21 protein-coding genes are annotated in these 22,201 nt (G+C 56.5%); 7 read left to right on the forward strand and 14 right to left on the reverse strand.

The window, feature by feature from the left end; translation table 11 throughout:
* Positions 1–89: 89 nt before the first annotated feature.
* The 8 genes from QLG21_RS07565 to syd form a co-directional block, all read right to left on the reverse strand.
* Positions 90–1,229 (reverse strand): glycerate kinase, encoded by a 1,140-nt coding sequence (locus QLG21_RS07565; RefSeq protein WP_282484175.1) that lies wholly within the window; start codon positions 1,227–1,229, stop codon positions 90–92.
* A gap of 77 nt (positions 1,230–1,306) precedes the next feature.
* Positions 1,307–2,644 (reverse strand): glucarate dehydratase, encoded by a 1,338-nt coding sequence (gene gudD, locus QLG21_RS07570; RefSeq protein WP_058608537.1) that lies wholly within the window; start codon positions 2,642–2,644, stop codon positions 1,307–1,309.
* Positions 2,645–2,658: 14 nt separating this feature from the next.
* Positions 2,659–3,999, reverse strand: coding sequence for an enolase C-terminal domain-like protein (locus QLG21_RS07575; RefSeq protein WP_042322288.1), 1,341 nt, complete (start codon positions 3,997–3,999; stop codon positions 2,659–2,661).
* Positions 3,999–5,354, reverse strand: coding sequence for a galactarate/glucarate/glycerate transporter GudP (gene gudP / locus QLG21_RS07580; protein ID WP_006178269.1), 1,356 nt, complete (start codon positions 5,352–5,354; stop codon positions 3,999–4,001). The genes QLG21_RS07575 and gudP overlap by 1 nt, the downstream gene beginning before the upstream one ends.
* 338 nt (positions 5,355–5,692) lie before the next feature.
* On the reverse strand, positions 5,693–6,142 hold the full coding sequence (locus tag QLG21_RS07585; RefSeq protein ID WP_006178273.1) for a flavodoxin: 450 nt from the start codon (positions 6,140–6,142) through the stop codon (positions 5,693–5,695).
* A gap of 15 nt (positions 6,143–6,157) precedes the next feature.
* Positions 6,158–6,943, reverse strand: coding sequence for a tRNA pseudouridine(65) synthase TruC (truC, locus tag QLG21_RS07590; protein ID WP_137849868.1), 786 nt, complete (start codon positions 6,941–6,943; stop codon positions 6,158–6,160).
* Entirely contained in the window at positions 6,940–7,269 is a 330-nt protein-coding gene (locus QLG21_RS07595) for a YqcC family protein (RefSeq protein WP_006178276.1), read from the reverse strand. Before QLG21_RS07595 ends, truC begins: the two co-directional genes overlap by 4 nt.
* A gap of 633 nt (positions 7,270–7,902) precedes the next feature.
* A complete protein-coding gene (gene syd / locus QLG21_RS07600) occupies positions 7,903–8,448 on the reverse strand; it encodes a SecY-interacting protein (RefSeq protein ID WP_058608540.1) in 546 nt (181 codons plus the stop codon).
* Between the two features lie 69 nt (positions 8,449–8,517).
* Between syd and queF the strand changes: the two genes are divergently transcribed.
* The 5 genes from queF to xni all read left to right on the forward strand — a co-directional run bounded on the left by queF (position 8,518) and on the right by xni (position 14,946).
* The gene (gene queF, locus QLG21_RS07605; protein ID WP_058608541.1) at positions 8,518–9,360 is read left to right on the forward strand and encodes an NADPH-dependent 7-cyano-7-deazaguanine reductase QueF; all 843 of its coding nucleotides are present in this window, start codon (positions 8,518–8,520) and stop codon (positions 9,358–9,360) included.
* 116 nt (positions 9,361–9,476) lie between these two features.
* Positions 9,477–10,841, forward strand: a complete 1,365-nt coding sequence (gene ppnN / locus QLG21_RS07610) for a nucleotide 5'-monophosphate nucleosidase PpnN (RefSeq protein WP_042321829.1) — start codon at positions 9,477–9,479, stop codon at positions 10,839–10,841.
* 515 nt (positions 10,842–11,356) lie between these two features.
* On the forward strand, positions 11,357–12,646 hold the full coding sequence (locus tag QLG21_RS07615; RefSeq protein WP_137849869.1) for an HAAAP family serine/threonine permease: 1,290 nt from the start codon (positions 11,357–11,359) through the stop codon (positions 12,644–12,646).
* Positions 12,647–12,709: 63 nt separating this feature from the next.
* Positions 12,710–14,077, forward strand: coding sequence for an L-serine ammonia-lyase II (gene sdaB, locus QLG21_RS07620; protein WP_137849870.1), 1,368 nt, complete (start codon positions 12,710–12,712; stop codon positions 14,075–14,077).
* A 113-nt stretch (positions 14,078–14,190) separates the two neighbouring features.
* Complete coding sequence (xni, locus tag QLG21_RS07625) at positions 14,191–14,946, forward strand: flap endonuclease Xni (RefSeq protein ID WP_282484176.1); 756 nt, start codon at positions 14,191–14,193, stop codon at positions 14,944–14,946.
* Positions 14,947–15,099: 153 nt separating this feature from the next.
* Here xni and rlmM read toward each other — a convergent pair whose 3' ends face one another.
* From rlmM to QLG21_RS07645, 4 genes are all read right to left on the reverse strand, one after another.
* Entirely contained in the window at positions 15,100–16,200 is a 1,101-nt protein-coding gene (gene rlmM / locus QLG21_RS07630; protein ID WP_282484177.1) for a 23S rRNA (cytidine(2498)-2'-O)-methyltransferase RlmM, read from the reverse strand.
* A complete protein-coding gene (locus QLG21_RS07635) occupies positions 16,193–16,588 on the reverse strand; it encodes a DUF423 domain-containing protein (protein WP_003862756.1) in 396 nt (131 codons plus the stop codon). Before QLG21_RS07635 ends, rlmM begins: the two co-directional genes overlap by 8 nt.
* 39 nt (positions 16,589–16,627) lie before the next feature.
* The gene (gene gcvA / locus QLG21_RS07640) at positions 16,628–17,545 is read right to left on the reverse strand and encodes a glycine cleavage system transcriptional regulator GcvA (protein ID WP_006178288.1); all 918 of its coding nucleotides are present in this window, start codon (positions 17,543–17,545) and stop codon (positions 16,628–16,630) included.
* Between the two features lie 349 nt (positions 17,546–17,894).
* Positions 17,895–18,122 carry a YgdI/YgdR family lipoprotein gene (locus QLG21_RS07645; protein WP_006178289.1) on the reverse strand — a complete coding sequence of 76 codons (228 nt, stop codon included), beginning with the start codon at positions 18,120–18,122 and terminating at the stop codon, positions 17,895–17,897.
* A 192-nt stretch (positions 18,123–18,314) separates the two neighbouring features.
* Here QLG21_RS07645 and csdA point away from each other — a divergent pair, with 192 nt between their 5' ends.
* Both csdA and csdE read left to right on the forward strand, forming a co-directional pair.
* Positions 18,315–19,520 (forward strand): cysteine desulfurase CsdA, encoded by a 1,206-nt coding sequence (gene csdA, locus QLG21_RS07650; protein ID WP_282484178.1) that lies wholly within the window; start codon positions 18,315–18,317, stop codon positions 19,518–19,520.
* Positions 19,520–19,966, forward strand: coding sequence for a cysteine desulfurase sulfur acceptor subunit CsdE (csdE, locus tag QLG21_RS07655; protein WP_282484179.1), 447 nt, complete (start codon positions 19,520–19,522; stop codon positions 19,964–19,966). The genes csdA and csdE overlap by 1 nt, the downstream gene beginning before the upstream one ends.
* Here the strand turns inward: csdE and tcdA are convergent.
* A complete protein-coding gene (gene tcdA, locus QLG21_RS07660; RefSeq protein WP_088208618.1) occupies positions 19,957–20,763 on the reverse strand; it encodes a tRNA cyclic N6-threonylcarbamoyladenosine(37) synthase TcdA in 807 nt (268 codons plus the stop codon). The two genes, csdE and tcdA, sit on opposite strands and share 10 nt — an antisense overlap.
* Positions 20,764–20,840: 77 nt before the next feature.
* Positions 20,841–21,938, reverse strand: coding sequence for a murein transglycosylase A (gene mltA, locus QLG21_RS07665; protein ID WP_282484180.1), 1,098 nt, complete (start codon positions 21,936–21,938; stop codon positions 20,841–20,843).
* Between the last annotated feature and the right edge of the window lie 263 nt (positions 21,939–22,201).

Raw genomic sequence — 22,201 nt, forward strand, 5'->3', positions numbered from 1 at the left:
GGTAAAAGCCCGGTGGCGCTACGCTTACCGGGCCAACAGGTGCACGAACGTAGGCCGGGTAAGGCAAAGCCGCCACCCGGCAATCACAGCTAAAATGCCTGCCCCACTTTCAGTACCGCCGCGATGTTTCTGGCGGCCATCCTGACGTTCTCGCTGGCGTTTTCCAGCGCATCTTCCAGCGAGCAAATGGTGTAAATCACGCTGAATACCGCGTCGATACCGTGATCGTGCACCACACCGACGTCCGCCGTCAGGCTGCCGGCGATCCCGATAACCGGTTTGTTATAGCGTTTCGCGACTCTGGCTACTCCAACGGGCACTTTACCGTGGATAGTCTGGCTGTCGATTCGCCCTTCGCCGGTAATCACCAGATCCGCGTCCGCTACCTGTTCATCCAGGTGCAGCGCGTCGGTGACGATTTCAATTCCCTGACGAAGCTGGGCACCGCAGAAGGCGTAAAGCGCAGCGCCCATTCCCCCTGCCGCACCGCCACCCGCAAGGTGCAGCACGTCGATGTCTAAATCCCTGGCAATGACCTGCGCGTAATGCTCCAGCGCGTTATCCAGGGTGACGATCATTTCCGGCGTAGCCCCTTTCTGCGGGCCAAAGATCGCGGATGCGCCCTCTTCGCCGGTCAGCGGATTGGTGACATCGCAGGCCACCTCGATCCGGCAATCCGCCAGGCGGCGATCGAGCTCACTCACGTCGATGCGCGCCAGGTTAGCCAGCTCACCACCACCCTGTCCGACAGGCTGCCCGTTGGCGCCCAGCAGTTTTCCGCCCAGCGCCTGCACCATGCCCGCGCCACCGTCGTTGGTCGCACTGCCGCCAATGCCGATAATAATATGCTTAACGCCCGCATCCAGCGCGTGGCGGATGAGTTCGCCCGTGCCCCACGACGTGGTGATCAGCGGGTTGCGCTTAGACGGTGCGACACGCTCCAGCCCGCTCGCCGCCGCCATTTCGATAAACGCGCTCTGCTCGTCGCCGGACAGGCCGTAAAATCCGTCGACCCGTTCACCCAGCGGCCCCGTCACGTCTACAGGGACAATGCGCCCCCCAGTCGCGGCGACCATGGCTTCAACGGTGCCTTCGCCGCCGTCCGCCACCGGGAGTTTGACGTATTCAGCCGTCGGGAAAATGTCGCGAAAACCGTTTTCTATCGCTGTCGCTACCTCAAGAGCGCTCAAGCTTTCCTTGTAGGAGTCCGGTGCGATAACAATTTTCATAAGCCGTCCTTACGCATGTGAGTTACGTTAAGCATATAACACCTAAGAGACCGCTTATGGGAGCGGTCCCAGCTGGTTTATCGTACCATGCACGGGCGCTTATTGTCGAATGTCCAGTTCGGGATCAGGTACTGCATCGCGGTGGCATCATCGCGCGCGCCGAGGCCGTGCTGGAGATACAGTTCATGGGCTTTCATAACGCGATCCATGTCCAGCTCGACCCCCAGGCCTGGCGTGGCAGGGACCTGCACCATCCCGCCCTTAATTTCAAACGGCTGCTTAGTCAGACGCTGGTTACCTTCCTGCCAGATCCAGTGGGTATCGATGGCGGTGATCTTGCCAGGCGCAGCAGCCGCAACATGGGTGAACATCGCCAGCGAGACATCGAAGTGGTTATTGGAGTGTGAGCCCCAGGTCAGGCCGAACTCATGGCACATTTGCGCCACGCGAACCGATCCCTGCATCGTCCAGAAATGGGGGTCAGCCAGCGGGATATCGACAGACTGCAGCGACAGGGTATGCCCCATCTGACGCCAGTCGGTGGCAATCATGTTGGTTGCGGTCGGCAGGCCTGTCGCGCGGCGGAATTCCGCCATCACTTCCCGGCCAGAGAACCCCTGTTCCGCACCGCACGGATCTTCCGCATACGCCAGAACGCCCTTCAACTGTTTGCCGATGTTGATGGCTTCTTCCAGAGACCAGGCGCCGTTCGGATCCAGAGTGACGCGGGCCTGTGGAAAACGTTTAGCCAGCGCCGAAATGGCCTCGGCTTCTTCTTCCCCGGCCAGCACGCCGCCCTTCAGCTTGAAGTCGTTGAAACCATATTTTTCGTACGCGGCCTCAGCCAGGCGCACCACCGCATCCGGGGTCATCGCCTCTTCATGACGAACGCGATACCAGTCGCAGGTTTCGTCCGGCTGGCTCTGATACGCCAGCGGCGTCAGCTTGCGGTTGCCGACGAAGAACAGATAGCCCAGCATTTCCACTTCGCTGCGCTGCTGCCCGTCGCCCAGCAGAGAGGCGACGTTCACGCCCAGGTGCTGGCCCAGCAGATCCAGCATTGCGGCTTCGATACCGGTTACAACGTGAATGGTGGTGCGCAGGTCAAAGGTTTGTAGCCCGCGCCCGCCCGCATCGCGGTCAGCAAAGGCGTTACGCACCGCGTTCAGAACATTTTTATATTCGCCCAGCGTTTTACCCACTACCAGCGGAATGGCATCCTCCAGCGTTTTGCGGATCTTCTCGCCGCCGGGGATTTCGCCCACGCCGGTATGCCCGGCGTTATCCTTCACGATCACGATGTTGCGGGTAAAGAATGGCGCGTGTGCGCCGCTCAGGTTCATCAGCATGCTGTCATGGCCCGCAACCGGAATGATCTGCATGGAAGTGACTACAGGGGTAGAAAATGTGCTCATCGTTCAATCCTTTATCAGTGACGTCCAAATACCGGGCGCTTGCGGTCAAATGTCCAGCCGGGGATCAGGTACTGCATCGGGCCTGCGTCGTTGCGCGCGCCGCCCGGCAGTTTTTTATACGCCTCATGCGCTTTGTGGATCTGATCCCAGTCAAGCTCGACGCCCAAACCTGGCGCATCCGGTACGGTAATGTTGCCATTTTTGATTTCCAGCGGATTTTTGGTCAGGCGGGCTTCCCCTTCCTGCCAAATCCAGTGGGTATCAATCGCGGTCGGGTTACCCGGTGCCGCTGCGCCAACGTGGGTGAACATCGCCAGCGAAATATCGAAATGGTTATTGGAGTGGCAGCCCCAGGTCAGGCCCCAGTCGTCGCAAAGCTGCGCCACGCGGACCGCACCAGAGAGCGTCCAGAAGTGCGGGTCGGCTAAGGGGATATCGACCGCATTGAGCATCACCGCGTGGCCCATTTCGCGCCAGTTGGTGGCAATCATGTTGGTGGCGACCGGCAGCCCGGTAGCGCGGCGGAACTCCGCCATCACTTCGCGCCCGGAGAAGCCCTGCTCGGCACCACAAGGGTCTTCGGCGTAGGTCAGCACATCACCCAGCCCTTTACACAGGGCGATGGCCTCATCCAGCAGCCATGCCCCGTTCGGATCAACGGTGATACGCGCGTCCGGGAAGCGTTTCTTCAGCGCGCGGGCGGTGTCAATTTCCTGCTCACCGGGCAATACCCCGCCCTTCAGCTTGAAATCTTTAAACCCGTAGCGATCCTGCGCCGCTTCGGCCAGGCGGACCACCGCCTCGCTGGAGAGCGCCTCCTGGTGGCGCAGGTGATACCATTCATGGCTGCCCGGCGAACGCGACAGATAAGGCAGGTCGGTTTTTTCACGATCGCCGATGTAAAACAGGTAACCGAGCACCGTCACCGCGTCGCGCTGTTTGCCCGGCCCTAACAGTTCGCAGACCGGCACGTTTAGCGCTTTGCCCAGCAGATCGAGCAGGGCCGCTTCCAGCGCGGCCACCGCGTTAACGCGCAGCTCAAAGGTCCATGCCCCCTTGCCGAAGGTGTCGAAATCCGCCGACTGGTTGCCCTTGTGCACCCGCTGAACCACGTTGTTCAGACGAGCCACTTCATGACCAACAACCTGCGGGATGGCATCGACCAGCGTCTGGTAAATGACCTCGCCTCCCGGCGCTTCACCGACGCCCGTATTTCCGGCGCTATCGGTAAGAACCACGATGTTGCGGGTGAACCAGGCGTTATGCGCGCCGCCGATATTGAGCAGCATACTGTCCTGCCCGGCCACCGGAATGACCTTCATCTCAGTAACGACAGGGGTTGATTGGGTTGTCATCATCCACGCTCCGCAACAGGTTTCAGTTCAACACGTTTGATATCCCCTACCAGCACCAGATAGCTCAGCACTGCGACCAGGGCATGCACGCCAACGTAAATCAGCGCGCCGTTAAATGAGCCGGTCGTGCCGACGATGTAGCCGATGGCGATTGGGGTGACGATCCCGGAAATGTTGCCGAACATATTGAACAGGCCACCGCTCAGGCCGCTGATCTCTTTCGGTGCGGTATCTGCCATCACCGCCCAGCCCAGCGCGCCAATCCCTTTGCCGAAGAAGGCCATCGCCATAAAGCCGATAATCATCCACTCTGCGCTGACGTAGTTACAGAACACCATGGTCATGGAGAGCAGCATACCGAGCACAATCGGCGTTTTACGGGCGATATTTAGCGAGCCGGTGCGGCGCATCAGCCAGTCGGAAATTACGCCGCCCAGCACACCACCGACGAATCCGCAGATCGCCGGAACCGAGGCGACAAACCCCGCTTTGAGGATCGACATGCCGCGAGCCTGCACGAGATAAACCGGGAACCAGGTGATGAAGAAGTACGTCAGGGCGTTAATGCAGTACTGGCCAAGATAGATCCCGATCATCATGCGCGATCCGACAAGCTGTTTGATCTGCGCCCACTTCTGGCTGAACGGCACTTTTACCTTTTCGGATTTCTGATCCATGTTGATCAGCGCCCCGCCTTCCGCAATGTACTCCAGCTCCTTCTTGTTCACGCCCGGATGCTGGTTCGGTTCGTGGATAACCTTCAGCCAGATAAAGCTGATGACGATCCCCAGCCCGCCCATGAAGAAGAAGACGTGTGACCAACCTACCTCATGCGTCAGCCAGCCCATGATCGGCGCGAAAATCACCGTGGCGAAGTATTGGGCCGAGTTAAAGATCGCCACCGCCGTGCCCCTCTCCTGCGCCGGGAACCAGGCCGCCACAATGCGGCTGTTGCCGGGGAAGGAAGGCGCTTCGGCGAGCCCCACCAGGAAGCGCAGGGTAAAGAGCGCAACGATAATGCCAAAGCCGCTAAAGATATCGACGAAGCCCTGCAGCAGGGTAAACATCGACCAGATAAAGATGGACCAGAAATAAACGCGTTTGGAGCCAAAACGGTCGAGCAACCAGCCGCCAGGGATTTGGCCGATCACATAGGCCCATGAAAATGCCGAGAAGACGTAACCCATGCCGACCGGATCAAGCCCGATATCTTTTGCCATTTCGGAACCGGCAATCGACAGCGTGGCGCGGTCGCCGTAGTTGAAGGATGTGACGATAAACAGCATCACCACTATCCAGTAGCGAGCGTTGGTGCGCTTTTCAGCGCCGCTCGCGGCCTGGCTTAATGTACTCATAGTTGCACTCCTGAATCATGGCTTGCGCCAGTTCATTCTGTACAGCACCTGTAGGGTAATCAGAATGAGAGGTTAGTGTTGGGCAGTTTTGGTACGGCTCAGCGCCGTTTTATAGTGAAGCACTGCCTTTTCTGGTAACTGACGGGAAAAGTATATGAAGGAGTGACGCGCTTCCTCACCGTGCATCGACACAACATTCAACGGGGAGGAAGACGTGGTTTGGGGCATAAGCCCAAAGCAGTTGAAGATACTTCACGGAATTGCGGTTTTGGTGCGGCTTTATGGCCGGGTGGCGGCTTCGCCTGACCCGGCCAGTAAACCCTGCCGCCGGGCAGGGATTAGCTGAGAAGTGTGGCCCAGTGCTCAACCCACGGGTTTGATTCGCTTTCTGGCTCCGGGTGTTCACCCGCATCAATCAGCAGCATCTCACCGACGCGCTGGGCGCTCTGTTCCTGCAGGAGCGCATCGAACTGTTTACCGCCGCCGCAGAAATTGGCGTACGAACTGTCACCCAGAGCAATGATGCCGTAGTGAACGTCGGGCTGATAACCAAGCCGATCTTTAATGCCCTGGTAAAGCGGAGCGATGCTGTCCGGCAGATCGCCCTGCCCGGTTGTCGACGTCACGACGAGGATGTATTTATCCTGGTACTTCTTCCAGTCGTCCAGCTCAGGATCTTCGTACACCGTAGCCTTATGGCCCTGATTCACAAGGATTGCCTCTGCCTCTTCTGCTACCAGCAGCGAGTTGCCGTACATTGTGCCGACAAAAATGCCTACTTCAGCCATGCGTTGTTCCCTTGATTAATGCGCCTGCTGTTCATCCTGAACGTTGCCTGCCGCAAACTCAACCCTTTCATTTTCGGGGAGTTGTCCCCGCAAGCCAAACTGTGACAGCGCCTGCATCCAGACATCGTCCAGCCCCGCGCGGATGCTCAACGGTTCACCGGTGAACGGGTGCGTCAGACTCAATTCGCTGGCGTGCAGCATCAAACGGTGACAGCCAAAATGTTCGGCCGCACTGCGGTTCTGACGCAGATCGCCGTGCTTGCTGTCGCCGATAATGGGGTGGCGAAGATGCGCAAGGTGCCGGCGCAGCTGGTGTTTACGCCCGGTTTTAGGCAAAAGCTCCACCAGGCTATAGCGCGTGGTGGGAAATTTGCTGGTGGCGACCGGCATTTCCGTGGTTGCCATTGCGCGATAATCGGTCACCGCAGGCTGCGGGCCTTTATCGTCGCGGGCAAATTTATCGGCTATTTTGTCCAGCTCCTCAACCAGCGGATAATCCAGCGTGCCGGATTCCGTCAGCCAGCCGCGCACGATGGCGTGATAGCGCTTCTGCATCTGGTGCTGCTCAAACTGTTGGGAGAGCAAACGCCCTGCCTCGCTGGATAACCCCATCAGCAGTACGCCAGAGGTCGGCCTGTCCAGACGGTGCGCGGTAAAAACATGCTGACCAATCTGGTCGCGCACGGTCTGCATCACGACGACCTTTTCGTCGCGATCCAGCCAGCTTCGGTGCACCAGCCAGCCTGACGGTTTATTCACCGCCACCAGCCACTCATCCTGATAGAGGATTTCAAGGGTCATGCATCGTCACCGGCAAACAGCGCATCGAGACGAGCCAGCTCGGCCAGCATGACGTCGCGGGCTGGATGGCTGGCCTCAAGCGCCATTTCATAATAGGGAGAAACCACAAATGCCTGCGGCAGCGGATGCCCGCCGTCCAGCAGCGCATGCATGCGGGGGATCAGCACCCACTGCAGCCACTCAAAGGGTTCGAGCGTATCGAGACAGAAAGGTTGTGTACTCGCGAATGCCTCTGGCTGCGGCGCGCTTGCCTGCCACAGCTGATGCTGGCGCAAAAGGGCTTCGATGGTGTGCAGCTGAGCACGAACGCTATCGTGATGCGTCATAAGAACCTCAACGTAAATACGGAACGGCGCGCAGCATAGCATTGCGGGAAGGAGAAATAAAAAAAGGGAGCACTGTATAAACAGTGCTCCCGGTTCGTTCCGCAGCATTCCAGCTACAATTCGTGCTCCCTGCTCATCCGTGACAACTTTTCCTGATGCCCGAAGGGCGTTGGTTATCCGTTAACCGTTGCATCCTGCTCACATCATCCTGATGTGTGTGTTTCGTCCTGAAACGTCCTGGCCTTCCTGACCCACCGACCATCCTGACCGGCTCTCGTTCTCCTTCCTGGAGGTGTCCCTTACGCATCCTGCGTTATCCACTTTGCTTCATCCTGAAGCCTTCCTGCAGCGCCATCCTGACGAGTCCTTGCTGAGATACGCCATCATCCTGATGTTCGTTTCTCGTGTCGGCGTCCTGTCGACAGAGATAGAATCCGCTATTCCGCCGCATCTTACAACCCACCTACAACGTCCTGTTAGCCAGCAGAGATGCTGTGAGATCGCGTCATTTGTCTTTAATATCTTGAAAAATAAGACGATACTTATCTTAAACCTTTGAGACAAAACTCAACGTTCCAGCGATCTCTCACAAAGCGTGTAAGAGATCTCTCACACGTGCAGTAGCAACATGGATTACAGAACAGGCTCAAGTCGGGTGAGGAAATCCGCAAGTGAAGGGGCGAGGACATCGCGGTTGCGGGTGCCGATTGTCTCTTTGACCACTTCCCCGGACAGGTTGCAAACGGAGATAACGTCCAGCTCGCTGTCGAGTGTGGCAATAAAGAGCGTCGGAGAAAGCTTAAGGCGCTTTTGCGTGACCAGGTGACCAATCAGGTTTTCCTGAACACGCTGGAGGTCATCCTCACTCCAGGTTTGCAGCAACGTCAGCGCGATATCTGCAAAGCGCGCGGTCATATCTCCGGCAAACTGCGCGGTATAATACGCGTGAACCGCTGGTTGTACCACAAGGTCCATTGCGCGTTCAACCGCATTTACATTCTGCTCAACCGTGAAGGGTTTGGGCTGCCAGAGCACGCTGTCTTCAAGCGTGGTGATAATACAGGGCGACGGCACGCCGTAAAGATCGGCGCTCTGCGGCCACGTCCCGTGCTGTGCATGCCATGCATCGCAGTAGCGGGTGGTGAAAGTGGTGAGGGCATGTGCAGTTTCGATATCCACCGATTTCTCTCTTCTTGTAAGACAGGATAAACTCAGTCCATAAGTGTACCTGTAAAGTGGCTATGAAACATGTCTTACGAAAATCATCAGGCGTTAACGGGCTTAACGCTCGGCAAAACGACCGACTACCGCGACACCTACGATGCAAGTCTGTTGCAGGGGGTTCCCCGCAGCCTGAACCGCGACCCGCTGGGCCTGCACGCTGACGCGCTGCCGTTTGTCGGCGGCGATATCTGGACGCTGTACGAACTCTCCTGGCTAAATGCCCGCGGCCTTCCGCAGGTGGCGGTCGGCCACGTTGAGCTGGATTACGCCAGCCAGAACCTGGTCGAATCCAAAAGCTTTAAGCTGTATCTTAACAGCTTTAACCAGACCACATTTAACAGCTGGGAAGATGTACAGCACACGCTGCAGCGGGATTTAAGCGCCTGCGCGCAGGGCGACGTGACGGTGTCGCTCTATCGTCTGCATGAACTGGAAGGCCAGCCCGTTGCGCACTTCCACGGCACCTGCATCGACGATCAGGATATCGGGATCGACAGCTACGAATTCAGCGCCGACTACCTCGAAAATGCGGCAAGCGGCAAGGTTGTCGACGAGACGCTGGTCAGCCATCTGCTCAAGTCCAACTGCCTGATTACCCACCAGCCCGACTGGGGCTCGGTGCAGATCCAGTATCGCGGTCCGAAGATCGATCGCGAAAAGCTGCTGCGCTATCTGGTGTCGTTCCGCCACCATAACGAATTCCACGAGCAGTGCGTGGAGCGCATCTTCAACGATATCATGCGTTTCTGTCAGCCGGAGAAGCTGAGCGTCTACGCGCGCTACACCCGCCGCGGTGGCCTCGACATTAACCCGTGGCGTACCAACACCGATTTCGTGCCTGCCACGGGCCGGCTGGTGCGTCAGTAATCTAAATATTTTCACAATATGCGGGCGGTATTCCGCCCCGGGTGTTGTGAAACGTCATAAGCCAGGGCTATTGTAATCTACAGGGAAAGACGATCTTCGTCCCGTAAGGAGCTCACTTGATTACACATATTAGCCCGCTTGGCTCAATGGATATGTTGTCGCAGCTGGAAGTCGACATGCTTAAACGCACGGCCAGCAGCGACCTTTATCAACTGTTTCGCAACTGTTCACTTGCCGTACTGAACTCCGGAAGCCTGACCGACAACAGCAAAGAGCTGCTGTCCCGCTTTGAAAGTTTTGATATTAACGTGCTGCGCCGCGAGCGCGGCGTAAAACTGGAAGTGATTAACCCGCCGGAAGATGCCTTTGTTGATGGGCGCATTATTCGCTCCCTGCAGGCAAACCTCTTCGCCGTGCTGCGCGATATCCTGTTCGTTAACGGGCAGATCAGCAACGCCGGGCGTTTCCAGCATCTTGACCTGGAAAGCTCGGTTCATATCACCAACCTGGTGTTCTCTATTTTGCGCAACGCCCGCGCGCTCCACGTTGGTGAAGCGCCCAATATGGTTGTGTGCTGGGGTGGTCACTCCATTAATGAAACCGAATATCTCTACGCGCGCCGCGTGGGGACCCAGCTTGGCCTGCGCGAGCTGAACATCTGTACCGGCTGCGGTCCGGGCGCGATGGAAGCGCCGATGAAAGGTGCCGCCGTAGGTCACGCGCAGCAGCGCTATAAAGAGGGGCGCTTCATTGGCATGACCGAGCCGTCGATCATTGCGGCTGAGCCACCGAACCCGCTGGTTAACGAGCTAATTATTATGCCGGATATTGAAAAACGTCTTGAGGCGTTTGTCCGTATTGCGCACGGCATTATTATCTTCCCGGGCGGCGTCGGCACAGCGGAGGAGTTGCTCTATCTGCTCGGCATTCTGATGAACCCGGCCAACAAAGATCAGGTTTTACCGCTGATCCTCACCGGGCCGAAAGAGAGCGCCGACTATTTCCGCGTGCTGGACGAGTTTATCGTGCATACGCTGGGTGAAGACGCGCGCCGTCACTATCGCATCATCATCGACGACGCTGCGGAAGTGGCGCGCCAGATGAAAAAAGCGATGCCGCTGGTCAAAGAAAATCGCCGCGACACCGGAGATGCCTACAGCTTTAACTGGTCAATTCGCATTGCGCCCGACCTGCAGATCCCGTTCGAACCGTCCCACGAAAACATGGCAAACCTGAAGCTTTATCCGGATCAGCCGGTGGAAGTGCTGGCCGCGGATCTGCGACGCGCCTTCTCCGGCATCGTGGCGGGTAACGTCAAAGAGGTGGGCATTCGTGCGATCGAGGAGTTTGGCCCGTATAAAATTCACGGCGATCCTGACATGATGCGCCGCATGGATGACATGCTGCAGGGCTTCGTCGCCCAGCACCGTATGAAGCTGCCGGGTTCTGCCTATATCCCGTGCTACGAAATCATCAAATAACGCGTTAGCGATCCTCTGCCAGGCCGGAATGCGACGTCTCGCTTTCCGGCTTTTTTTATTCGTGAAATAATTCATAGACATCCCTTATGTCATTTACAAATCCATTGCCTGCGCAAACGTTTACTCCCTTTTGCCAACCATCAATTATCAGCCTTAATCCAAATTACCTGCCACAAAACACTAAAATCCCATTTTTTTATAGCGTAAGCCACCTATCTCAGGGGCGGCTTCTTCACGCCATATGTTGTTAATGGTAGCCTTCGCGCCCGTAAATTCTCTTTGATGTTTTTTTGACAGATAAATGGTCTAAATATGCCCATCCCGAAAGTATATTATTGCAATTGGGATCAGGATCACTGATAGATTCATAACTAGAATGTATCTTTCCGCCCGCCAATAGTTACGGGCAAAAATTATTAAAAAACCGTCACTGAACGAATTTCATATTACCGTCAGGCACTTTTTCATCGGATTTGACTAAAAACCTGACAATTTGCTTCCTCCAGGAGATACAGATGGAAACCACTCAAACCAGCACCGTTGCTTCGATTGATTCCCGAAGCGGTTGGCGCAAAACGGATACCATGTGGATGCTTGGCCTTTACGGCACAGCAATCGGCGCTGGTGTACTGTTCCTTCCTATCAACGCAGGCGTTGGCGGCTTAATCCCGCTGATCATCATGGCAATTATCGCCTTCCCGATGACCTTCTTTGCACACCGCGGTCTGACCCGTTTCGTGCTGTCCGGTAAAAACCCGGGTGAAGACATTACCGAAGTGGTTGAAGAGCACTTTGGCGTGGGCGCGGGTAAACTGATTACCCTGCTCTACTTCTTCGCGATTTACCCGATTCTGCTGGTGTACAGCGTGGCGATCACCAACACCGTGGAAAGCTTCATGACGCACCAGCTGCAGATGACGCCGCCACCGCGCGCCATCCTTTCGCTGATCCTGATCGTGGGTATGATGACCATCGTGCGCTTCGGCGAGCAGATGATCGTTAAAGCGATGAGCATTCTGGTGTTCCCGTTTGTCGCCGCCCTGATGGTGCTGGCCTGCTACCTGATCCCACAGTGGAACGGCGCGGCGCTGGAAACCCTGTCTCTGAGCAGCGCATCCGCAACCGGCAACGGCCTGCTGTTGACCCTGTGGCTGGCAATCCCGGTCATGGTGTTCTCCTTCAACCACTCGCCAATCATCTCTTCTTTCGCGGTTGCGAAGCGTGAAGAGTACGGCACCGGTGCAGAGAAGAAGTGCTCCAGCATCCTGGCACGCGCCCACGTGATGATGGTACTGACCGTTATGTTCTTCGTGTTCAGCTGCGTGCTGAGCCTCTCCCCGGCAGACCTGGCAGCGGCGAAAGAGCAGAACATCTCTATTCTGTCTTACCTGGCAAACCACTTTAACGCACCGCTGATTGCATGGATGGCACCGATCATCGCGATTATCGCTATCACCAAATCCTTCCTCGGCCACTATCTTGGCGCACGTGAAGGCTTCAACGGTATGGTGATTAAATCTCTGCGCGGTAAAGGCAAGAGCATTGAAATCAACAAGCTGAATAAAATCACCGCGCTGTTCATGCTGCTGACGACCTGGGCGGTCGCCACGCTGAACCCAAGCATCCTGGGCATGATTGAAACCCTGGGCGGCCCGATTATCGCGATGATTCTGTTCCTGATGCCGATGTACGCGATTCAGAAAGTACCTGCGATGCGTAAATACAGCGGCCATATCAGCAACGTTTTTGTTGTGATTATGGGTCTGATTGCCATCTCCGCTATTTTCTACTCGCTGTTCAGCTAATACCTCCTGCGCCGTCTTCGGGCGGCGCACTCCTCCCCTCTGACTGATAGCAATGGACGCATCATGATTAGCGTATTCGATATCTTCAAAATCGGTATTGGTCCTTCCAGCTCTCACACCGTCGGACCAATGAAGGCCGGTAAACAATTCACGGATGACTTGATTGCACGCGGCATTTTGCACGACATCACCCGCGTGGTTGTCGATGTATACGGTTCCCTTTCCCTTACCGGTAAAGGCCACCATACCGATATCGCCATTATCATGGGCCTGGCGGGAAATCTGCCGGACACCGTTGATATTGATGCGATCCCTGGATTTATCCAGGACGTAAATACCCATGGCCGCCTGCTGCTGGCAAACGGCGATCACGAGGTTGAATTCCCGGTTGATCACTGCATGAATTTCCATGCGGATAACCTGTCGCTGCACGAAAACGGCATGCGTATTACCGCGCTGGTTGGCGATAAAGCGGTTTACAGCCAGACGTATTACTCCATCGGCGGCGGTTTTATTGTCGACGAAGACCATTTTGGTCAGACCGACAACGCGGCGGTTGAAGTGCCGTACCCGTACAAAAACGCCGCGGATTTACAGCGTCACTGTCAGGAAACGGGCCTGTCCCTGTCCGGCCTGATGATGAAAAACGAACTGGCGCTGCACAGTAAGGAAGCGCTGGAGCAGCACTTCGCCAACGTCTGGGAAGTGATGCGCGGCGGTATTGAGCGCGGGATCACCACCGAAGGCGTGCTGCCGGGTAAACTGCGCGTACCGCGCCGTGCGGCAGCGCTGCGTCGTATGCTTGTCAGCACCGACAAAACCACCACCGACCCGATGGCGGTCGTGGACTGGATCAACATGTTCGCGCTGGCAGTTAACGAAGAAAACGCGGCGGGCGGCCGCGTCGTCACGGCACCAACCAACGGTGCCTGCGGCATCGTCCCTGCGGTCCTCGCGTATTACGACAAGTTCATCCGTGAAGTGAACGCTAACTCGTTGGCGCGCTACCTGCTGGTTGCCAGTGCGATTGGCTCACTGTACAAAATGAACGCCTCCATTTCCGGTGCGGAAGTGGGCTGTCAGGGTGAAGTCGGCGTGGCCTGTTCTATGGCGGCGGCGGGTCTGGCCGAGCTGCTGGGCGCAAGCCCAACTCAGGTCTGCATCGCGGCGGAAATCGGCATGGAGCATAACCTTGGCCTGACCTGCGACCCGGTCGCCGGACAGGTGCAGGTACCGTGCATTGAACGTAACGCAATCGCCTCTGTGAAAGCGGTGAACGCGGCACGTATGGCGCTGCGCCGCACCAGCGAGCCGCGCGTGTGCCTCGATAAAGTCATTGAGACCATGTACGAAACCGGTAAAGACATGAACGCCAAATACCGCGAAACCTCCCGCGGTGGTTTAGCCATGAAGATTGTCACCTGCGATTAAGCCTCAAAAAGAAGCCTCGTTTTGCGAGGCTTCTTCCCGTTTTGCCCACCGCACATAGTTTCATACTGCTGACAGTGTTACCCTTCACCCATTAGATAGAAGGGAGATTATCTGTGGCTGTTCATTTGCTTATCGTCGACGCGCTTAATCTGATCCGCCGAATCCATGCGGTACAAGGCACGCCCTGCAAGGATACCTGCCTGCACGCGCTGGAACAGCTTATTCGCCACAGCGAACCGACTCACGCGGTTGCGGTGTTTGATGATGAAGCGCGTAACACTGGTTGGCGACACCAGCGGCTGCCCGACTACAAGGCCGGACGCGCGCCCATGCCTGACGATCTTCACGCTGAAATGCCCGCCATCCGGGCAGCCTTCGAACAGCGCGGCGTGCCCTGCTGGGGCGCGCACGGCAACGAGGCGGACGATCTCGCGGCCACGCTTGCCGTTAAAGTGGCAAGCGCGGGGCATCAGGCCACGATAGTCTCGACCGACAAAGGCTACTGTCAGCTGCTTACCCCCACCATCCGTATCCGCGATTATTTCCAGAAGCGCTGGCTTGACGCACCGTTTATCGCCAGTGAGTTTGGCGTCTCACCCGCGCAACTTCCTGACTACTGGGGTCTGGCGGGCATTAGCAGCTCTAAGGTTCCAGGCGTGGCAGGCATAGGCCCGAAGAGTGCCGCGCAGTTGCTAACGGATTTTCAACATCTGGAAGGGATCTACGCCCGGCTGGATGAGGTGCCGGAAAAATGGCGCAAGAAGCTGGAAGCGCATAAGGAGATGGCGTTTATCTGCCGCGAGATTGCGACGCTACAGACGGATTTACAGCTGGACGGGAATTTGCAGCAGTTGCGGTTAGAGCGTTAATTCTCCCCTCACCCTAACCCTCTCCCCAAAGGGGAGAGGGGATCAGACGGTGCAGACTTTTCCGCCTACCCCTTGACAGTGAAAGGGTCAGACTGTGCGATTTTCCCCCTCGCCCCTTTGGGGAGAGGGCCGGGGTGAGGGGATTTCAGCACACTATCGCTCGTCGCGACGCCCACCCACAGCCGCCCACCAGCGACGAACATGCACCGTCACCTCTTCGCGGTCGTGATATAGCTGGCGCGCCTGGATCACCACGTTAATACCGTGCTCATCCATCTGTTCCTGAATGTAGGCCAGGTTCTGGGAAACTTCCTCATAGCGCTTTTTCATTGGCAGCTTGAGGTTAAAGATGGTTTCACGACACCAGCCGTTTACCAGCCACGAGGCCATCAGCGCGGCTACTTTTGCGGGCTTCTCAACCATGTCGCACACCATCCACGAGATGTTGTTGCGGGTTGGGCGATAGCGGAAACCGTCTTCACGCAGCCAGGTCACCTGCCCGGTATCCATCAGGCTTTGCGCCATCGGGCCGTTATCAACAGAGGAAACCCACATGTTGCGTTTCACCAGCTGATAGGTCCAACCGCCCGGACACGCACCAAGATCGACCGCGTACATGCCGTTAGCCAGACGCTCGTCCCACTCATCCGCCGGAATAAAGACGTGAAACGCCTCTTCAAGCTTTAGCGTTGAGCGGCTCGGCGCATCTGCCGGGAAGCGCAAACGCGGGATCCCCATAAAGAACGGCGAGTTGTTGGTGGTATACGAGTAGCCCGCGTAGCAGCAGCCAGGCGCGATAAAGAAGATATGCACCACCGGGCGCTTAGGCGTTTCGTAGTTGGTCAGCACACCTGCGTCGCGCAAGGCCGCACGCAGCGGCACCGTGAATTTACGGCAGAACTTCATCAGCTCTTTGCTTTCGTTGGTGTCGGCAACTTCCACACGCAGGTCGCCGCCCTTCTCCACTACGTCCTGCAGCATGCCAACAATGGGCGTGATGCGGTCTTCAGGCGGAAGATCCTTCAGCAGCTCGCCGGCGACAAACATCTGACGGGCAAAGATCAGCGAGCTGAACGGCAGCTCACGCGCCAGCTTATCGGCATCGTCAGGCTGATAGCACTCAAATATCACATAGCCCGCGTTCTCTTTCACACGGGCAAAGCCGAAGACTTCGCGCTTCGCCGCTTTATCGGTAATTTCCGCGGCGCACTCTTTCTCAAACCCCGGGCGACAATATAAAACAACCTTATTCATGAACAACGCCCTTGCGTTTCAGACGGATGGCTCCGATAAACATTAATACCCACCCCGCCAGGAAGCTGACGCCGCCGACGGGTGTAACAAACGCCCACAGGCGTAAATGAGACAGCGCAAGGCAGTAGAGGCTACCGCTAAACAGTACGGTCCCCAGCGCCAGAAACACGCTGCTCCAGTAAAACCAGATGCTGATCCGGCGCTGCATCGCCACCGCCAGCCCAAAGATAGCCAGGGTGTGAAACGCCTGATATTCGAGGCCGGTCTGGATCCAGCCCATTTCAACCACCCCTAACGATTTGCTTAACACATGCGCGCCGAAGGCACCCAGTGCAACAAAAATAAAGCCACTCACCGCGGCAAAAATCAGCATGAATCGGCTGGTCATGTTTCGGTCCTAAAGTGATGCGTGCTCGGCACGCAAAAGTTATTGTTCATACCTGAAGCGGAATTTTTCTTGCTCGTTTGCCGCTTTAGACAGGATCCACTGTCGGAAGGCGGCTATTTTACCCAGTTCTGCCTGACTGTCATGACAAACCAGATAAAACGCATTCTTGCTGACCAGTACATCATTAAACGGACAGACCAGACGGCCTGCCTCAATTTCGGACTGCGCCATGACGTTATTCGCCAACGCCACGCCCTGTCCGTGAATGGCAGCCTGTAACACCATCGCACTGTGGCTAAAGATGGGTCCCTGCTGCACGTTAATATGGTTAAGACCCAACTGGCGGGTATAAGTTTGCCAGTCGCGGCGGGAAGCATCGTGTAAAAGCGTATGCTTTGCCAGATCGGCCGGGGTTTTGAGCGCTTTTTCACCCGTCAGCAGCATGGGTGAGCAGACCGGCAGCAGATATTCTGCGTATAATTTCTCCACACGCAAGCCCGGCCAGTTGCCCCGGCCATAAAAAATCGCCACATCCACATCGTCCGCAAGTTTATCTTCCTGGCGGTCTACGGCCTGGATTCGAACGTCGATTCCCGGATAAGCTGAGTTAAAGCTTGAGAGTCTTGGCACCAGCCACTGGATCGCAAAACTGGGCAATAAACTGACAGTCAGCGCGCCTTTTGCACTTCGCGCCTGTAGCTTACGCGTGGCTTCGGTGAGCTGTGAAAAAATCTCTTTGATATCCTGAAAATAGCTTTGCCCCTCTTCTGTCAGAAGGAGCGAACGGTTGCGGCGACGGAACAGCTTAAGCCCGAGAAAATCCTCCAGAGACTTGATTTGATGACTTACTGCGGCCTGCGTCACAAAAAGCTCATCGGCTGCGCGGGTGAAGCTCAGGTGACGTGCTGCGGCATCAAAAACACGTAATGCATTAAGAGGGGGCAATCGCTTGGACATGGTTATCTGGCTTAGATGTTAACGGGATTTAACATATAGGAAACAACGTTTAACCTATTAGTTTTTTTTATCTGAGCCATTATAATTTGTCCGTTGAGGAACTACCAGCAAATACCTATAGTGGCGGCACTTCCTGAGCCGGAACGAAAAGCTTTTTTTGGAATGCGTGTTCTGAAGGGCTTTTGGCTTACGGTTGTGATGTTGTGTTGTTGTGTTTGCAATTGGTCTGCGATTCAGACCACGGTAGCAACGCTACCACTTTTTCACTTCCTGTACATTTACCCTGTCTGTCCATAGTGATTAATGTAGCACCGCCAATTTGCGGTGCTTTTTTTTGCTTAAATCGCTATTAATGCTCGATTTCTTTCATCTCTTTCACATCACTGCGATTGATCTGCTGCTTGTTACCGTTGGCATCTTTGTACGAGATCATCCCGGTGTCATTATCGGTCGTCGGTTTCCCTTCAGAGACGATAGATCGACCATCGTTGGTGTGCATCACGTAGTTATTGCCGGAACAGGCGCTCAGCGCGAAGGTAAACGCACAGGCAGAGAGGATGGCGGCTGTCTTTTTCATGCTTATTCTCCTTTAGCAATTAATGCTATTCAAACATCGATTTAAAACAGGCTTATTCATTCACCTAACACTCTTTAGCATAACCTGCTTTTTGAGACTCGCCAGTTTATGCAGACAAATCTTATAGATATCAACCTCCTTGCCCTGCCGCTGAAATTGCGCGACGATCACCGTAATGATAAGAGGAATTCCATGAACGCTTTCAGCCCCTCGCAGTTTCGCGCCCAGTTTCCGGCGCTGGCCGATGCCGGTGTGTATCTTGATAGCGCCGCCACGGCGCTCAAGCCACAAGCAGTCATTGAGGCCACACGGCAGTTTTATAGCCTCAGCGCTGGCAACGTACACCGCAGCCAGTTTGCCGAGGCACAACGCCTGACGGCGCGCTATGAAGCCGCCCGGGATCAGGTTGCACGTCTGATTAATGCCGAAAGCGGAAAAAACATCGTCTGGACACGCGGCACCACGGAAGCCATCAATATGGTGGCACAGTGCTATGCCCGCCCTCAGCTGCGCGCGGGCGACGAAATCATTGTCAGCGAAGCAGAACACCACGCGAACCTGGTTCCCTGGCTGGTGGTGGCGGAGCAGACAGGCGCGCGGGTCGTTAAGCTTCCTTTGGGTTCTGATTTACTTCCTGACGTGGCTCGCCTGCCCGAGTTCATCACCCCGCGCAGCCGCATTCTGGCGCTTGGGCAGATGTCTAACGTCACCGGCGGCTGCCCGGACCTGGCCCGCGCCATTGAGCTCGCCCACGCCAGCGGCATGGTGGTGGTGGTCGACGGCGCGCAGGGGATCGTGCATTTCCCCTCCGATGTGCAAAAACTGGATATCGATTTCTACGCCTTCTCGGGACATAAGCTGTATGGCCCTACTGGCATCGGGGCGCTGTACGGCAAGCCTGACCTGCTGGCACAAATGACCCCGTGGCTCGGCGGTGGAAAAATGATTACCGAAGTGACGTTCGATGGATTTACAACCCAGGACGTGCCCTATCGCCTGGAGGCCGGTACACCGAACGTCGCTGGCGTCATTGGCCTGAGCGCAGCGCTGGAGTGGCTGGCTGAAACGGACGTGGTTCAGGCTGAAAGCTGGAGCCGGGGCCTGGCGACGCTGGCAGAAGAGGAACTCAAAAAGCGCCCGGGTTTTCGCTCGTTTCGCGTGCAGGATTCCAGCCTGTTAGCCTTTGATTTTGACGGCGTGCATCACAGTGATATGGTCACGCTGCTGGCCGGATATGGCATTGCCCTGCGCGCCGGACAGCACTGCGCACAGCCGCTGCTGGCGGCGCTTGGCGTGAGTGGGACGCTGCGCGCCTCATTTGCGCCCTATAATACGCAAAACGATGTCGAAGCGCTGGTCGCCGCCGTTGACCGCGCCCTTGAATTACTGGTGGATTAATGACTCGCTCAGACCTGGCCGGACACCCGTTCGGCAGCACAATCACCGAAGAGACGCTCAGGCAGACCTTCGGCCCGCTAAACCAGTGGGAAGACAAATATCGTCAGCTGATCCTGCTGGGCAAGCAGTTGCCTGCCCTTCCCGACGCGCTGAAAGCCCAGGCAAAAGAGATCGCCGGCTGCGAGAACCGCGTCTGGCTCGGGTATCGCCTGTCCGGTGACAAACTGCATTTCTTTGGAGACAGCGAAGGGCGCATCGTTCGCGGCCTGCTGGCGGTGCTGTTGACCGCGACAGAAGGTAAAAGCGCGGCGGAGCTGCTGGCACACTCGCCGCTGGAACTGTTTGATAAACTGGGGCTTCGCGCACAGCTAAGCGCCTCGCGCGGTCAGGGGCTGATTGCGCTCAGCGACGCGGTGCTGGACGCCGCGCGCCAGGCTCAGGCCTGACGCTCCGCCTTCGCCATCATCTTCTTCAGGGCGTGTGAGACGGCGACAAAGCCAAAGGATGCGGTCACCATGGTGGCCGCCCCAAAACCGGAGGCACAATCCATCCGTTTTGGCCCTTCCGCCGTGCTTTTCATGGCACACACCGAGCCGTCCGCCTGCGGGTAGACCAGCGCCTCAGTCGAGAACACGCAGTCAACGCCCAGTTTGCCCTTGCTGTTTTTGACCACGTTAAAATCGCTCTTTAAGCGTTCACGCAGCTTGGCTGCCAGCGGATCCTGGATCGTTTTTGCCAGGTCGGCCACCTGGATCTGCGTCGGATCGATCTGCCCGCCCGCGCCACCGGTGGTCACCAGCGGCACCTTGAACCGGCGGCAATAAGCGATCAGCGCCGCCTTCGGGCGCACGCTGTCAATCGCATCAATCACGTAGCTGTAACCCCGACTCATGTACTCAGCGACGTTATCTGCCGTCACAAAGTCATCAATCACCGTCACGCGGCATTCCGGGTTGATCAGCCGAATGCGCTCCGCCATCACCTCAGATTTCGCCAGACCAACGCTGTCGCGCAGGGCGTGGATCTGCCGGTTAGTGTTGGTGACGCAGACATCATCCATATCAATCAGCGTAATCGCGCCGATACCGGTTCTCGCCAGCGCTTCTGCCGCCCATGACCCCACGCCACCAATGCCCACGACGCAAACGTGCGCATCCGCAAAAAGCTGCAGGGCTTTTTCACCATAGAGACGTGCCGTGCCGCCAAAACGCTGGCGCCAGGCATCACTGATTACCACAGACATAACACCTCAGATGTAAAAAGGGTGAGGTTTTTCCCTCACCCTGAACAGTAATCCGTATTTCGCTCAGAATACCATAATCAGCCGCTGAATACGTTGCCCGTACCCGGCGCGGCCTTCAGCACCCATACGCGGCCATAGTGGTTATACCAGCCTGCACGATGGCCTGCATCCGGGCCAATGCCCTGATAAATATCGAAGTGCTGGCCTTTGATTGCTCCGCCGACATCCAGTGCCACCATCAGGCGCAGCTCATACTTGCCGTTGAACTTGCCGTTGTTGTCCAGCAGAGGGACTTCGGCCAGCAGCGTGGTGCCTGCCGGAATGATTGAGCGGTCCGATGCGACGGACGCGCGGCCAATCAACGGTACCGCACTCGCCCCTTTCACCGGCGCAAAGTTTTGCGGTTTAAAGAAGACGAACGACGGGTTCTGCTCCAGCAACTCGCGCACTTCGGCTTCGCTGTGCTTCTCGCCCCATTCGCGGATGGCCTGCATCGACATATCTTCTTTCTTTACTTCCCCACGGTCGATCAACACTTTACCGATACTGCGGTAAGCATGGCCGTTTTTACCGGCGTAGCTGAAGAAGTTAAGCGGTGAGCCGTCGCCAAAATCAATATAGCCGCTGCCCTGAACGTCCATGATGAAGTTATCCATCAGCGAGTTGCTGTAGGCGAGGACATAGTTTTCGCTCAGCGCGCCAGCGTAAATCTCTGCGCGGGACGGCAAGCGGCCACGCTTTGGCGGCATACGATAGATCGGATACTGGAATTCACCCTGACGCGTATGGCGCGCCTGGACAACCGGCGTGTAGTAGCCCGTAAACTGGACGTTGCCATAGTTATCCGCCCCTTCCATCTGCCAGGCATCAATACCGAACTGACGCATGTTGCGGGTATCGCCCCCCGCGCGCAGCCAATCCTGTACCGCACTGTAAACGCTGCTCTGTGAGCCATATAAACGCGGTGACGCATTGCGGATCTGGTAGACCTGCTCAGAGAAATCGCCGGCGTTGATCGGTGCGCCTACGGCATCGGGCTGGTTAACTAATGAGAAAGGCTGGGATAATTTCCCGTCTTTATACTGTTGACCGCGATCGGTCGGTTTGGAAGAGCAGGCCGCAAGAATCGCTACCATTGCGCCTGTCATCAGATACTTCACCCAACGTCCTTTCATTATATCTCGTCTTTTAGTTGCCCATTTCCGCGTTACGAAGATAACAAACCGCCAGGGCTAAGGAAATGCAATCCCTTACCCTTTGGCAAATTCTGCGCAAAAAATAGGCCAAACAACGCTATATCGTTCAAATTACATACAAAATCATGATTAATGCGAAAAAGGGGTTGCATCACAAACCTATCCGAGTATAGTGCGCATCCACGGACGCGGGGTGGAGCAGCCTGGTAGCTCGTCGGGCTCATAACCCGAAGGTCGTCGGT

The organism is Enterobacter sp. V87_3 (genome assembly GCF_029967835.1).
Lineage (GTDB): Bacteria > Pseudomonadota > Gammaproteobacteria > Enterobacterales > Enterobacteriaceae > Enterobacter > Enterobacter cancerogenus.

Excerpts from the sequence above, each read along its gene's own strand:
- QLG21_RS07565 (WP_282484175.1), bottom strand. The coding sequence starts at position 1,229 with ATGAAAATTGTTATCGCACCGGACTCCTACAAGGAAAGCTTGAGCGCT.
- gudD (WP_058608537.1), bottom strand. The coding sequence starts at position 2,644 with ATGAGCACATTTTCTACCCCTGTAGTCACTTCCATGCAGATCATTCCG.
- QLG21_RS07575 (WP_042322288.1), bottom strand. The coding sequence starts at position 3,999 with ATGACAACCCAATCAACCCCTGTCGTTACTGAGATGAAGGTCATTCCG.
- gudP (WP_006178269.1), bottom strand. The coding sequence starts at position 5,354 with ATGAGTACATTAAGCCAGGCCGCGAGCGGCGCTGAAAAGCGCACCAAC.
- QLG21_RS07585 (WP_006178273.1), bottom strand. The coding sequence starts at position 6,142 with ATGGCTGAAGTAGGCATTTTTGTCGGCACAATGTACGGCAACTCGCTG.
- truC (WP_137849868.1), bottom strand. The coding sequence starts at position 6,943 with ATGACCCTTGAAATCCTCTATCAGGATGAGTGGCTGGTGGCGGTGAAT.
- QLG21_RS07595 (WP_006178276.1), bottom strand. The coding sequence starts at position 7,269 with ATGACGCATCACGATAGCGTTCGTGCTCAGCTGCACACCATCGAAGCC.
- queF (WP_058608541.1), top strand. The coding sequence starts at position 8,518 with ATGTCTTACGAAAATCATCAGGCGTTAACGGGCTTAACGCTCGGCAAA.
- QLG21_RS07615 (WP_137849869.1), top strand. The coding sequence starts at position 11,357 with ATGGAAACCACTCAAACCAGCACCGTTGCTTCGATTGATTCCCGAAGC.
- sdaB (WP_137849870.1), top strand. The coding sequence starts at position 12,710 with ATGATTAGCGTATTCGATATCTTCAAAATCGGTATTGGTCCTTCCAGC.
- rlmM (WP_282484177.1), bottom strand. The coding sequence starts at position 16,200 with ATGAATAAGGTTGTTTTATATTGTCGCCCGGGGTTTGAGAAAGAGTGC.
- QLG21_RS07635 (WP_003862756.1), bottom strand. The coding sequence starts at position 16,588 with ATGACCAGCCGATTCATGCTGATTTTTGCCGCGGTGAGTGGCTTTATT.
- gcvA (WP_006178288.1), bottom strand. The coding sequence starts at position 17,545 with ATGTCCAAGCGATTGCCCCCTCTTAATGCATTACGTGTTTTTGATGCC.
- QLG21_RS07645 (WP_006178289.1), bottom strand. The coding sequence starts at position 18,122 with ATGAAAAAGACAGCCGCCATCCTCTCTGCCTGTGCGTTTACCTTCGCG.
- csdA (WP_282484178.1), top strand. The coding sequence starts at position 18,315 with ATGAACGCTTTCAGCCCCTCGCAGTTTCGCGCCCAGTTTCCGGCGCTG.
- csdE (WP_282484179.1), top strand. The coding sequence starts at position 19,520 with ATGACTCGCTCAGACCTGGCCGGACACCCGTTCGGCAGCACAATCACC.
- tcdA (WP_088208618.1), bottom strand. The coding sequence starts at position 20,763 with ATGTCTGTGGTAATCAGTGATGCCTGGCGCCAGCGTTTTGGCGGCACG.
- mltA (WP_282484180.1), bottom strand. The coding sequence starts at position 21,938 with ATGAAAGGACGTTGGGTGAAGTATCTGATGACAGGCGCAATGGTAGCG.